This is a genomic window from Stenotrophomonas sp. NPDC077461 (assembly GCF_049545475.1).
Taxonomy (GTDB): Bacteria; Pseudomonadota; Gammaproteobacteria; order Xanthomonadales; family Xanthomonadaceae; genus Stenotrophomonas; species Stenotrophomonas nematodicola.
In genome coordinates this window covers 44,579-57,205 of sequence record NZ_JBMWDO010000003.1, presented here as the reverse complement: position 1 = coordinate 57,205, position 12,627 = coordinate 44,579, and the positions used below count along the sequence as shown (strand labels likewise).

Annotated in this window: 12 protein-coding genes; 8 read left to right on the top strand and 4 right to left on the bottom strand. The window is 66.7% G+C overall.

Going from position 1 to position 12,627, the window contains the following annotated elements; genetic code table 11:
* The first annotated feature begins 69 nt into the window (after nucleotides 1-69).
* From ACPEH8_RS06870 to ACPEH8_RS06840, 7 genes are all read left to right on the top strand, one after another.
* The gene (locus tag ACPEH8_RS06870; RefSeq protein ID WP_017354868.1) at nucleotides 70-1,338 is read left to right on the top strand and encodes an efflux RND transporter periplasmic adaptor subunit; all 1,269 of its coding nucleotides are present in this window, start codon (nucleotides 70-72) and stop codon (nucleotides 1,336-1,338) included.
* Between the two features lie 46 nt (nucleotides 1,339-1,384).
* The gene (locus ACPEH8_RS06865) at nucleotides 1,385-2,104 is read left to right on the top strand and encodes an ABC transporter ATP-binding protein (protein WP_017354869.1); all 720 of its coding nucleotides are present in this window, start codon (nucleotides 1,385-1,387) and stop codon (nucleotides 2,102-2,104) included.
* A gap of 7 nt (nucleotides 2,105-2,111) precedes the next feature.
* Nucleotides 2,112-3,413, top strand: a complete 1,302-nt coding sequence (locus ACPEH8_RS06860; RefSeq protein ID WP_136005227.1) for an ABC transporter permease — start codon at nucleotides 2,112-2,114, stop codon at nucleotides 3,411-3,413.
* A 16-nt stretch (nucleotides 3,414-3,429) separates the two neighbouring features.
* Entirely contained in the window at nucleotides 3,430-4,650 is a 1,221-nt protein-coding gene (locus tag ACPEH8_RS06855) for an ABC transporter permease (protein ID WP_026070580.1), read from the top strand.
* Between the two features lies 1 nt (nucleotide 4,651).
* Nucleotides 4,652-5,062 carry a PDZ domain-containing protein gene (locus ACPEH8_RS06850; protein ID WP_153164809.1) on the top strand — a complete coding sequence of 137 codons (411 nt, stop codon included), beginning with the start codon at nucleotides 4,652-4,654 and terminating at the stop codon, nucleotides 5,060-5,062.
* 79 nt (nucleotides 5,063-5,141) lie between these two features.
* On the top strand, nucleotides 5,142-6,482 hold the full coding sequence (locus ACPEH8_RS06845; protein WP_017354873.1) for a sigma-54-dependent transcriptional regulator: 1,341 nt from the start codon (nucleotides 5,142-5,144) through the stop codon (nucleotides 6,480-6,482).
* A complete protein-coding gene (locus ACPEH8_RS06840) occupies nucleotides 6,479-7,819 on the top strand; it encodes a sensor histidine kinase (RefSeq protein WP_017354874.1) in 1,341 nt (446 codons plus the stop codon). Before ACPEH8_RS06845 ends, ACPEH8_RS06840 begins: the two co-directional genes overlap by 4 nt.
* A 37-nt stretch (nucleotides 7,820-7,856) precedes the next feature.
* Here ACPEH8_RS06840 and glmU read toward each other — a convergent pair whose 3' ends face one another.
* The gene (gene glmU, locus ACPEH8_RS06835) at nucleotides 7,857-9,221 is read right to left on the bottom strand and encodes a bifunctional UDP-N-acetylglucosamine diphosphorylase/glucosamine-1-phosphate N-acetyltransferase GlmU (RefSeq protein WP_423666367.1); all 1,365 of its coding nucleotides are present in this window, start codon (nucleotides 9,219-9,221) and stop codon (nucleotides 7,857-7,859) included.
* An 85-nt stretch (nucleotides 9,222-9,306) separates the two neighbouring features.
* Between glmU and ACPEH8_RS06830 the strand changes: the two genes are divergently transcribed.
* The gene (locus ACPEH8_RS06830; RefSeq protein ID WP_136005233.1) at nucleotides 9,307-9,690 is read left to right on the top strand and encodes a GtrA family protein; all 384 of its coding nucleotides are present in this window, start codon (nucleotides 9,307-9,309) and stop codon (nucleotides 9,688-9,690) included.
* Nucleotides 9,691-9,753: 63 nt separating this feature from the next.
* On the opposite strand, the gene ACPEH8_RS06825 is transcribed toward ACPEH8_RS06830, so the two are convergent.
* From ACPEH8_RS06825 to atpG, 3 genes are all read right to left on the bottom strand, one after another.
* Nucleotides 9,754-10,176 (bottom strand): F0F1 ATP synthase subunit epsilon, encoded by a 423-nt coding sequence (locus ACPEH8_RS06825; protein ID WP_017354877.1) that lies wholly within the window; start codon nucleotides 10,174-10,176, stop codon nucleotides 9,754-9,756.
* Between the two features lie 111 nt (nucleotides 10,177-10,287).
* Entirely contained in the window at nucleotides 10,288-11,694 is a 1,407-nt protein-coding gene (gene atpD, locus ACPEH8_RS06820) for a F0F1 ATP synthase subunit beta (protein WP_423666365.1), read from the bottom strand.
* Nucleotides 11,695-11,732: 38 nt separating this feature from the next.
* Nucleotides 11,733-12,596: a F0F1 ATP synthase subunit gamma gene (gene atpG, locus ACPEH8_RS06815; RefSeq protein WP_017354879.1), complete on the bottom strand. Its 864-nt coding sequence runs from the start codon at nucleotides 12,594-12,596 to the stop codon at nucleotides 11,733-11,735.
* Between the last annotated feature and the right edge of the window lie 31 nt (nucleotides 12,597-12,627).

Below are 12,627 nucleotides of genomic sequence, written 5' to 3'. Positions count from 1 at the left end.
GTTTTTATTGGGTTAAAAGTTGGCACGGAGTCTGCTCTCTCTTGGGCAACCCAACCGCGAACGAGCCCGATGATCCGCGACACTTCCGCCCAGGACCAGACTCTCTCCGTTGCCGGCACCCCTGCCCCCTGGAAGCGCTGGCTGTGGCCGGGGCTGGCCGCACTGGTGGTGCTGCTGGCCATCGGCTTTGCCGCACGGGCCTGGCTGGGTGCCAGCCGCTCCTTCGACAGCGCGCGGGTGCGCATCGCCGAGGTCAAGCGCGGCGACCTGGTCCGTGACATCGCCGCCGACGGCCGTGTGATCGCCGCCAACAGCCCGGTGCTGTACGCGATCTCGGCCGGTACGGTGAATCTGAAGGTGGTCGCCGGCGACGTGGTCAAGAAGGGCCAGGAACTGGCCGTGATCGACAGCCCCGAACTGCGCAGCAAACTGGCCCAGGAACAGGCCACGCTGGCCGGCCTGGAAGCCGAAGCCAGCCGCGCCACGCTCGACGCCACCCTGGCCCGCGCCAAGGCCCGCAAGGAAACCGACCAGGCCGCCATCGAGCGCCAGGCCGCCGACCGCGACCTGCAGCGCTACCAGCGCGGTTTTGACGGCGGCGCGGTGCCGCAGATCGACCTGGCCAAGGCCAACGACACCCTCAAGAAGGCCGACATCCAGCTGGCCAACGCGCAGACCGATGCGCGCCTGCAGAGCCAGGGCGCCGACCTCGACGCCCGCAACAAGCACCTGCTGGCCGAACGCCAGAAGGCGGTGGTGGCCGAAGTCCAGCGGCAGGTCGATGCCCTGACCCTGCGCGCACCGTTCGATGGCCAGGTCGGCCAGGTCCAGGCGACCCAGCACACCAATGTGATTGCCAATGCCCCGATCCTGGGCGTGGTCGACCTGTCGCGCTTCGAGATCGAGATCAAGGTGCCGGAGAGCTTCGCCCGCGACCTGGCGATCGGCATCCCGGCGCAGCTGACCAGCGGCAACGGCCAGCCGTTCCCGGGCGAGATCAGCGCGGTGTCGCCGGAGGTGGTGGCCGGCGAAGTCAACGCCCGCATCCGTTTCTCCGACAAGCAGCCGCAGGGCCTGCGCCAGAGCCAGCGGATGCAGGCGCGGGTGATGCTCGATACCCGCCGCAACGTGGTCAAGGTGGAACGCGGCCCGTTCGTCGAACAGGGCAACGGCAATGCTTACGTCATGGACGGCAGCACCGCCGTCCGCCGCCCGGTCAAGCTCGGTGTGAGCAGCCTGGGTGAAGTGGAAGTCCTCTCTGGCCTGCAGCCCGGCGATCGCGTCGTGGTGTCCGGCAGCGATCTGTTCGGCGATGCCGAAAAGGTCTCCATCAACTGATTCCCCAACACACGCCACCCTCAACGAACCGCAAAGGAAAACAGTCATGCTCGAGATGCGCTCGGTCGCCAAAGTGTTCCGCACCGAACAGGTGGAAACCCATGCCCTGCGGTCGCTGGACCTGCACGTCCGCGAAGGCGAGTTTGTCGCCGTGACCGGGCCCTCGGGGTCGGGCAAGACCACGTTCCTCAACATCGCCGGCCTGCTGGAGACCTTCACCAGCGGCACCTACCTGCTCGACGGCCAGGACGTGAGCACGCTGGGCGATGACGCGCGCAGCCGCCTGCGCAACCAGAAGATCGGCTTCATCTTCCAGGGCTTCAACCTGATCTCCGACCTCAACCTGTTCGACAACGTGGACGTGCCGCTGCGCTACCGCGGCATGCCGGCCGCCGAGCGCAGGCAGCGCATCGAGCATGCCCTGACGCAGGTGGGTCTGGGCTCGCGCATGAAGCACTACCCGGCCGAACTGTCCGGCGGCCAGCAGCAGCGTGCGGCCATCGCGCGCGCGCTGGCCGGCAGCCCCCGCCTGCTGCTGGCCGACGAACCGACCGGCAACCTCGACAGCCAGATGGCACGCGGCGTGATGGAGCTGCTGGAAGAGATCAATGCAGCCGGCACCACCATCGTCATGGTGACCCACGACCCCGAGCTGGCCGCGCGCGCGCAGCGCAACGTGCACATCGTGGACGGCCAGGCCACCGATCTGCTGCGCGATCCGGTGCTGGCCACCCCGCGCGTCGCCGTCGCTACCGCCAACGACTGAGGCCACCATGCTCGCCTACTACTTCCGACTGGCACTGCGCAGCTTCCGGCGCAACCGCGTGCTGACCGCGCTCATGGTGCTCGCCATCGCGCTCGGCATCGGCGCCTCGATGACCACGTTGACGGTGTTCCATGTCCTGTCCGGCGACCCGATTCCGCACAAGAGCGACCGCCTGTTCTCGGTGCAGGTCGATCCGCGGACGATGCTGGGCTACCAGCCCGGCGAAGAGCCCGAAGACCAGATGACGCGCTTCGATGCCGAAGCACTGCTGCGCGAACGCCAGGCCAAGCACCAGGCGGTGATGACCGGCGGCGGGGTCACGATCGAACCGGACAAGGCCGCGCTGCGTCCCTTCGATACCGATGCGCGCTACACCTCCAACGACTTCTTTGCGATGTTTGACACGCCCTTCCTGTATGGCCGCGCATGGTCGGCCAATGAGGATGAGGGCCGTGGCCGCGTGGCGGTGATTTCCCGCACGCTCAACCAGAAGCTGTTCGACGGGGCCGACAGCATCGGCAGGACCATCCGCATGGATGCCACGGCCTTCACCGTGGTCGGCGTGCTCGACGAATGGAATCCGAACCCGCATTTCTACGATCTGGAGACCGGCCGGTATGGCGGCAGCGAAGACGTCTATCTGCCGTTCTCCACGGCGATGGATCTCAAGCTCGGTCGCAACGGCAACATGAACTGCTGGGGCAACTCCAATGGCGATGAGACCGGGATCAATGCGCCGTGCACGTGGCTGCAGTACTGGGTCGAGCTGCCCTCCGCCGGTGATGCCGATGACTACCGGGCCTACCTGAACAACTATTCCGCGCAGCAGAAGGCCGCCGGTCGCTTCCAGCGCCCGCCGAACGTCCGCCTGCGCAACGTCATGGAATGGCTGGACTACAAGCAGGTGGTCCCCAGCGATGTGCGGCTGCAGCTTTGGCTTGCGATGGGCTTCCTGCTGGTCTGCCTGATCAATACCGTCGGCCTGCTGCTGGCCAAGTTCCTGCGTCGCAGCGGCGAGATCGGCGTGCGCCGTGCTCTGGGTGCCAGCCGCGCGCAGATCTTCCTGCAGTCGCTGGTCGAAGCCGGCACGGTTGGCCTGGCCGGCGGTGTGCTCGGCCTCGGGCTGGCCGCGCTCGGCCTGTATGCGGTACGCCAGCAGCCGGTGGAGTACGCCAAGCTGGCCACGCTGGATGGACAGATGCTGCTGCTGACCTTCGCGCTGACCCTGGTGGCCAGCCTGCTGGCCGGCTTCCTGCCTGCGCTGCGCGCCATGCAGGTCGCCCCCGCCATCCAACTCAAAACGCAGTAAGGATCCGGAGCACATGATGGATATCCGCCCCATTCTCACCACACTGCGCCGGCACAAGACCGCCGCCGCCCTGATCGTGCTGGAGATCGCGCTGACCTGCGCGATTGTCTGCAACGCGCTGTTCCTGATCGGGCAACGCATCGAGACCATCAACCAACCCAGCGGCATCGCCGAGGATGAACTGGTGGAAGTGCGCCTCGGCGGCATCGGCAAGCAGGTCAACGTCGAGGCGCGTACCCGCGAAGACCTGGCCGCGCTGCAGAGCGTGCCGGGCGTCAAGAGCGTAGTGGCCATCAACCAGCTGCCGTTCCGGAACAACTCCTGGAACACCAGCCTGTCGCGCGTTCCCGACCAGGAGCGCCCCACGCTCAACGCGTCGCAGTACTTTGCCCGGGAAGGGACGGTCGACACGCTTGGCCTGGAACTGATCGCCGGCACCGATTTCCAGCCCGGCGAGTATCGCGAGTACCAGGACGTGGTCAGCGATCCGACCACAGAAACCACGGGCAGCTCAGTGATTCTGACCAAGTCTGCCGCCGACAAGCTGTATCCGGATGGCGATGCGCTCGGCAAGACGATCTACAGCGGCCGCTCCCCGCTGCGCGTTACCGGCGTGGTCAAGGAGCTCGGCCGCCCGACCCGGGTCAACGGCGATACGCATGACTCGATGCTGCTGCCGGTGCGCATGTCCTACGACATGGGCTTCTACCTGATCCGCGTCACCGACCCGGCACGACGCGACGAAGTGATCAAGGCTGCCGTCGCCGCACTGGAACGGGTCGATTCGAGCCGACTGGTGCGGGCCAAGGTCACCTATCAGGAGCAGCGCGAAAAGTATTTCGCCAACGACCGTGCGATGGTGGGCCTGCTCATCACCGTGTGCGTCGCGCTGCTGGTGGTGACCGCCCTGGGCATCGTCGGTCTGGCCAGCTTCTGGGTGCAGCAGCGCACCAAGCAGATCGGCATCCGTCGTGCCCTGGGCGCGACCCGCAGCCAGATCCTGCGCTACTTCCAGACGGAGAACTTCCTGCTGGCCACGGTGGGCATCGTGCTCGGCATGCTGATGGCCTACACGATCAATCTGTACCTGATGAACAACTACGAGCTGCCGCGCATGCCCCTCAGCTACCTGCCGATCGGCGCGGTGCTGCTGTGGCTGCTGGGCCAGATCGCCGTCTTCGGCCCGGCACGCCGCGCCGCCGCCGTTCCCCCTGCCGTTGCCACCCGGAGTGCCTGAGATGCGCCAGACCCGAATCGCGCCCCTGCTGCTGAGCCTTCTGCTGGCCAGCGCCCCGGCGGTGGCCGCCGCCCAGACCGAGACCGCGCGCCTGGAGTGGCGCGATACCGACCACCATCTGGTGGTGGATGCCAGCAACGGCATCGTGCGCGTCACCACCACCGAACCGGACGGCTACTTCGGCGTCCGCAGCGGCGACCGGATTCTGCGTGTGGACGGCAGGCCGGTGCGGCGGATCGACGATGTGAGCGAGGTGCTGGCCCGCAGCAGCCGCACCCGGTTGCCGGTGACGGTGCTGCGCCGCGGCAGCGAGGCCACCGTGGAGGTCAATACCGCCGCGTGGCGCAACGTGGTGCCTGTCGATGCGCCGGCACCGCCGGCACCGCCTCCGCCGCCCAGCCCGCGCGGCTGAGGTGGCCCGCGCCGGGCCGTCTGCACGTTGGCCCGGCGCTCCGGTACTCTTGATCCCACTTACCGGCCCCCGATGACGCATGCCTTCGATTCTGATCATTGACGACAACGCCAGCGTCGGCACCGCGCTGGAGGTGCTGTTCTCCCTGCACGACATCGATGCGCTGCATGCGCTGTCGCCCGAGGCCGGGTTGGCCCTGCTGGAACAGCAGCCGGTCGACCTGGTGATCCAGGACATGAACTTCACCGAGGACACCACCTCCGGTGAGGAAGGCGAAGCGCTGTTCGAGCAGATACGCGCCCGCCATCCGGATCTGCCGGTGATCCTGCTCACTGCCTGGACGCACCTCAGCAGTGCGGTGGACCTGGTCAAGGCCGGCGCGGCCGACTACCTGGCCAAGCCGTGGGACGACCGCAAGCTGCTGACCACGGTCAACAATCTGCTGGAGCTGTCCGAGACCCGGCGCGAGCTGGACCGCCGCCGCGAGCGTGAACTGCGCGACCGCTCGGCGCTGGAAGCCCGTTATGACCTGCGCGGAGCGGTGGTGGCCGACCCGGCCAGCGAGCGCGTGGTCAATCTGGCCTGCCAGGTGGCCCGCTCGGCACTGCCGGTGCTGATCACCGGCCCGAACGGCGCCGGCAAAGAGAAGATTGCCGAGATCATCCAGGCCAATTCGCTGGTCGCCAAGGGCCCGTTCGTCGCGCTCAACTGCGGCGCGATTCCGTCCGAGCTGATCGAGGCCGAACTGTTCGGTGCCGAAGCGGGTGCCTACACCGGCGCCAACAAAGCGCGTGAAGGCAAGTTCGAGGCCGCCGACGGCGGCACGTTGTTCCTGGACGAGATCGGCAACCTGTCACTGGGCGGGCAGATGAAGCTGCTGCGCGTGCTTGAGACCGGGCGCTTCGAGCGACTGGGCTCCAACCGCGAACGCCAGGTCAAGGTGCGTGTGATCAGCGCCACCAACGCCGACCTGCCGGCCATGATCCGCGACGGCCAGTTCCGCGAGGATCTGTACTACCGCCTCAATACCGTCGAGCTGGCGCTGCCGCCGTTGGCCGAGCGACCCGGCGACATCCTGCCCCTGGCCGAGCGTTTCCTGGACAGTGGCAAGCCGTTGTCCACGGCGGCAGCCACCGCGCTGCAGCGGCACGGCTGGCCGGGCAACGTGCGTGAGCTGCGCAACGTGCTGCAACGCGCCGGCCTGCTGGCAATGGGCCCACGTATCGAGGTGGGTGATCTCAATCTGCCACGCGCCGCAGCGCCCCGCGCCGCCAGTCCAACGGTGGATCCGGATCGCAGCCGGATCGAAGCGGCATTGGCCCACAACCACGGCATCATCGCCCAGACCGCTGCCGAACTCGGGCTCAGCCGCCAGGCGCTGTACCGGCGCATGGACCGTTACGGCATCCCGCGCGAATGAAGCGGCGCTCATTCACCTTACGGCTGTTCCTGCGCCTGCTGCCGGTGCTTGCCCTGGCTGCCGCATTCCCGTGGTACCTGGCGTTCTGGCTGGACCACGGCTGGGCGGTCACCGCGATTTCCATCGTGGTGCTGTTGTCGCTGATGTGGTGGAGCCTGCGCCGCGCGACCGCACCGGTGCGTTCGCTGCTGCGCGCGCTGTCCGGCACCACCAGCAGCTACCGCGACGGCGAGTACAACTTCAGCGTGTACTGGCCCGGCAACGACGAGCTGGGGGACCTGGTGCAGGCGCACCGCGACCTGGGCGACGTGCTGCGTGAGCAGCGCCAGGGCCTGGTCCAGCGCGAGCTGCTGCTGGACACGATGGTGCAGAACACCCCCGTATCGATGCTGCTGCTGGCCAATGGCGGCGACGGCGTGCAGCGCGTGGTGTTCTCCAACCTGGCCGCACGCAAGCTGCTGCACCACGGCTGGAAACTGGAAGGCCAGCGCATGCAGGACGTGCTGGAGACCATGCCGGTGGAACTGCGCGACGCCATCCAGCGTGGCGGCGACAGCCTGTTTGCGGTCCGCGAAGAGGAAGGCGACGAGGACGACGAGCAGGTCTATCACCTGTCGCGGCGCAACTTCCATCTCAACGGCCGTCCGCACGATCTTCTGCTGATCCGCCTGCTCACCGCCGAGCTGCGCCGGCAGGAAGTGCAGACCTGGAAGAAGGTGATCCGCGTCATCAGCCACGAGCTCAACAACTCGCTGGCACCGATCGCCTCGTTGGCGCACTCCGGCGGCGAACTGGTCCGGCGTGGCAAGACCGAACGGCTGGAAGAAGTGTTCGCCACCATCGAAGAGCGCGCCCGGCATCTGGAGGGGTTCATCCGGGGCTACGCACGCTTCGCCAAGCTGCCGCAACCGCAGTTGCAGAACGTGCAGTGGCTGCAGTTCCTGACCAGCCTCCAACACCAGATTCCGTTCCGCATGGAGGCCATTGCCGACGATCTGCACAGCCGGGTGGACATCGCCCAGTTGGGCCAGGCGCTGCTCAACCTGCTCAAGAACGCGCACGAAGCCTGCAGCGAAGCCGAACCGCCCAACGACGATGTCGAGCTGCGGCTGACCCGCCTGCCGCAGTGGGTGCGGCTGGAAGTCCTGGACCGCGGCAAGGGCATGAACGAGGCGGTGCTGCAGAACGCGCTGATGCCGTTCTACTCGACCAAGCGCAACGGCACCGGCCTGGGCCTGGCGCTCACGCGCGAGATCGTCGAGGCACACGGCGGCCGCATCTCGCTGCAGAACCGCCGCGAAGGCGGTCTGTGCGTGGCGGTTTTCCTGCCGGTGTAATCGCCGGCAGGCGGAGACGCGCGTTGGGCGTCGCGCCTTACCGCTTCACCGGCCGCTTCCACCCATCGATCGTCTCCTGGCGCGCACGCGCCACGGTCAGCTTGCCCTCGGGCGCGGTCCGGGTGATCACCGAACCGGCCGCGATGGTCGCGCCCTGTCCGATCTCCACCGGCGCCACCAGCGAACTGTTGGAGCCGATGAAGGCGTGGTCGCCGATGGTGGTCTGCGACTTGTTCACCCCATCGTAGTTGCAGGTGATGGTGCCGGCACCGATGTTGACCTTGCTGCCGATCACCGCATCGCCCAGATAGGTGAGGTGGTTGGCCTTGCTGCCCGCGCCCAGCACCACCTTCTTGGTCTCCACGAAATTGCCCACGTGCGTGCCTTCGGCGAGCACCGTGCCGGGACGCAGGCGCGCGAACGGGCCGATGTCGGCCGCGCCCTCGCTGACCACCCCGTCCAGGTCGCAATGCGGTTTGACCACGGTGCCGGCTGCGAGCGTGACGTCCTTGAGCCGGGTGAACGCGCCGATGCTGACGCCGTCACCCAGCACCACGTCGCCTTCCAGGATCACGTTGACGTCGATCTGCACATCGCTGCCCACGCGCACCGTGCCACGGATGTCCAGGCGCGCCGGGTCCAGCACGCGTGCGCCCTGCGCGCACAGCGCACGCACCGCGCGCAGCTGCCAGGCACGTTCGAGCTGGGACAGCTGCCACGGGTCGTTGGCGCCTTCGGCCTCCTGCGCGTCGTGCACGAACGCCATCTCCGCCGGGGTGTAGTCGCCGGCGGCCGCTGCGAACACGTCGGTGAGGTAGTACTCGCCCTGCGCGTTGGCGTTGGAGAGCTGGGACAGCCACCGACGCAGCGCGGTCGACTCGGCGGTGATGATGCCGGTATTGATGGTGCGGATGGCGCGCTGCTCGTCGTTGGCGTCCTTCTGTTCGACGATCGCGGCGACCTTGCCTTCGGCGTTGCGCACGATGCGGCCATACCCGGTGGGATTGGCGACTTCAGCCACCAGCACCGCCAGCCGTCCAGGCTGGGACAGCAGATGGCGCAGGGTGTCGGCGCGGATCAGCGGCACGTCGCCGTACAGCACCAGCACCGTGGCGGCGTCAGGCACGTCGGGCATCGCCTGCAACACCGCATGTCCGGTACCGAGTTGTCGGGACTGCTCGGCCCAGCGCAGGTCGGGCTGGTCGGCGAATGCACGCTGCACGGCGTCACCGCCGTGCCCGTAGACGACATGGATGGCGGCCGGCTGCAGGTCACGCGCCGCCTCGATCACGTGGGCGAGCATCGGTTGCCCGGCAATCGGCTGCAGCACTTTGGGCAGCGCCGACTTCATGCGCTTGCCGGCACCGGCGGCCAGGATGATCACGTGCAGGGGCTGGGTCATGGTCGATCGCGTTCCAGGGAATCGTAGAAGCGAATTCTAGTGCCACGCTCGTTAACATGTGGACTCCTTCCGCGCGGAACACTCCGTGAGCCTGATCCGCCAGGGCAGCAGCTATCTCGCCATCGGCCTGCTCCAGCTGGCACTGGACTGGGCGCTGTTCGTGGGCGCCACCGCGCTGGGCGTGCCCGCGGTACCGGGCAATCTGATCGGCCGCGTCGGCGGGATGCTGCTCGGCTTCTGGCTCAATGGCCGCTACACCTTTGCCGAGCAGGGTCGCCAGCGGCTCGGCTGGCGCCGCTTCGCGCGCTTCCTGGCCGTCTGGCTGCTGCTGACGGCGATCAGTACGGTGCTGGTGGCGCTGGTGGCCACCCACCTGGGCCTGCACAACGCGTGGCTGGCCAAGCCGCTGGTCGAAGCGGCACTGGCGGCGGTGTCCTTCGTGCTGCTGCGGCACGTGGTCTACCGCTGACAAAAAAAAACGCCGGCAAGCCGGCGTTCTCCCTTCGCAGCGGGCGCCGTCGCGCCCTACCGCTTAGTGCTTCAGATTCTTGCGCAGGCGCTCGAGGGCCTGCAGCTGGGCGGTGACTTCGGCCAGACGCTGCTGGGCTTCGGCCACTTCCATCGCTTCGCCACGGTTGGCCAGGATGCGCTCGGCTTCTTCCTTGGCCTTGCGGACCGAGGCTTCGTCGATGTCCTGTGCGCGGATCGCGGTGTCGGCCAGCACGGTCACCACCTGCGGCTGCACTTCGAGGATGCCGCCGGAGATGGCGAAATCCAACTGCTCGCCGCTCGGCGTGGTCACCACCACCTTGCCCGGCTTGAGGCGCGTGATCAGCGGGGCGTGCTTGGGCGCGATGCCCAGTTCGCCCAGCTCACCGGTGGCCACGACCAGGGTAGCCTCGCCACGGAAGATTTCCTGCTCGGCGCTGACGATGTCGCAACGGATGGTGCTCATGAAACTCTCTTCGCTAGGGGGCGGGTTGAACCCACCGCAGGTTTTCCGCAGCGGTGGGCCTGGGCCCACCCCGTGTCACGGTCGGAACGGGCCATGCCCGTTCCTGCCGCATCAGGCCTTCTCGGCCATCTTCTTGGCCTTCTCGACCGCTTCTTCGATGCTGCCGACCATGTAGAACGCCTGTTCCGGCAGGTGGTCGTATTCGCCATTGAGGATGCCGGAGAAACCACGGATGGTTTCCTTCAGCGGCACGTACTTGCCTGGCGAGCCAGTGAAGACTTCGGCCACGAAGAACGGCTGGGACAGGAAGCGCTGGATCTTACGAGCACGGGATACCAGCTGCTTGTCGGTCTCGGACAGTTCGTCCATACCGAGGATCGCGATGATGTCCTTCAGCTCCTTGTAGCGCTGCAGCACGTACTGAACGCCGCGAGCGGTGTCGTAGTGCTCCTGGCCGATGACCAGCGGATCCAGCTGACGCGAAGTCGAGTCGAGCGGATCGACCGCCGGGTAGATACCCAGGGAGGCGATGTCACGCGACAGTACGACGGTAGCGTCGAGGTGGGCGAAGGTGGTCGCCGGGCTCGGGTCGGTCAAGTCATCCGCGGGCACGTACACGGCCTGGATCGAGGTGATCGAACCGTTCTTGGTCGAGGTGATGCGCTCCTGCAGGACGCCCATTTCCTCGGCCAGGGTCGGCTGGTAGCCCACGGCCGACGGCATACGACCCAGCAGTGCCGACACTTCGGTACCGGCCAGGGTGTAGCGGTAGATGTTGTCGACGAACAGCAGCACGTCCTTGCCCTTGCCGTTTTCGTCCTTCTCGTCGCGGAAGTACTCGGCCATCGTCAGGCCGGTCAGCGCAACGCGCAGACGGTTGCCCGGCGGCTCGTTCATCTGGCCGTACACCATCGCGACCTTGTCCAGGACGTTGGAGTCCTTCATCTCGTGGTAGAAGTCGTTGCCCTCACGGGTACGCTCGCCCACGCCGGCAAACACGGACAGACCGCTGTGCGCCTTGGCGATGTTGTTGATCAGTTCCATCATGTTGACGGTCTTGCCGACGCCGGCGCCGCCGAACAGGCCGACCTTGCCGCCCTTGGCGAACGGGCACATCAGGTCGATGACCTTGATGCCGGTTTCCAGCAGCTCGGTGGCCGGGGACTGGTCTTCGTACGACGGGGCCTCGCGGTGGATTTCCCAGCTGTCGCTGGCGGCCACCGGGCCGGCTTCGTCGATCGGACGGCCCAGCACGTCCATGATGCGGCCCAGGGTGCCTGCACCGACCGGCACCGAGATGGCGCGTTCGGTGTTGGTGGCCACCAGGTTGCGCTTCAGGCCGTCGGTGGAGCCCAGCGCGATGCAGCGGACCACGCCGTCACCCAGCTGCTGCTGCACTTCCAGCGTGATTTCGGTGTTGTCCACCTTCAGCGCGTGGTACACCTTCGGCACCGACTCGCGGGGGAATTCCACGTCGACGACGGCGCCGATGATCTGAACGATCTTGCCCTGACTCATTGCTGCATCCTCTAAATTAAATGCTTTGACTGCGCGCGTCAGACTGCTGCCGCGCCGCCGACGATTTCCGAAATTTCCTGGGTGATCGCTGCCTGGCGCGCCTTGTTGTAGACGAGCTGCAGGGTTCCGATCAGCTTGTTCGCGTTGTCGCTGGCCGACTTCATCGCGACCATGCGTGCCGCATGCTCGGAGGCCACGTTTTCCAGTACAGCCTGGTACACCAGCGATTCGACGTAACGCGTCATCACGTGCTCCAGCACGGTCGCGGCGTCGGGTTCGTACAGGTAATCCCAGTCGTGGTGCGCGACCTGCTTTTCAGCGGCCGGCAACGGCAGCAGCTGGTCGAAGCTGGCCTTCTGGGTCATCGTGTTGATGAAGCGGTTGTAGACCAGGTACACGCGGTCGACCTTGCCCTCGGTGAATGCATCAAGCATCACCTTGATCACGCCGATCAGCTGTTCCAGGTGCGGCACGTCGCCCATGTGGGTGACGGTACCCACCATGTTGACCTTGACCCGGCGGAAGAAGGTGGATGCCTTCTGGCCGATGGTCACCACGTCGATCTCGGCGCCCTTGTCCTGCCACTCGCGGACTTCGCCGAGCATTTTGCGGAACAGGTTGTTGTTCAGGCCGCCGGCCAGGCCGCGGTCGGAAGAGACCACGATGTAGCCAACGCGCTTCACGTCATCGCGCTGGACCAGGAACGGATGCTGGTAGTCGGTGCTGGCCTGCGCCAGGTGGCCGATCACCTGCTTCATCGCCTGCGCGTACGGACGCGACGTCTTCATCCGCTCCTGCGCCTTGCGGATTTTGGAAGCCGAGACCATTTCGAGCGCGCGCGTCACCTTGCGGGTGTTCTGCACGCTCTTGATCTTGGTTTTGATTTCGCGTCCGCTTGCCATCTTTGATTCCCGTAGAGCGGGGCTCAGCCCC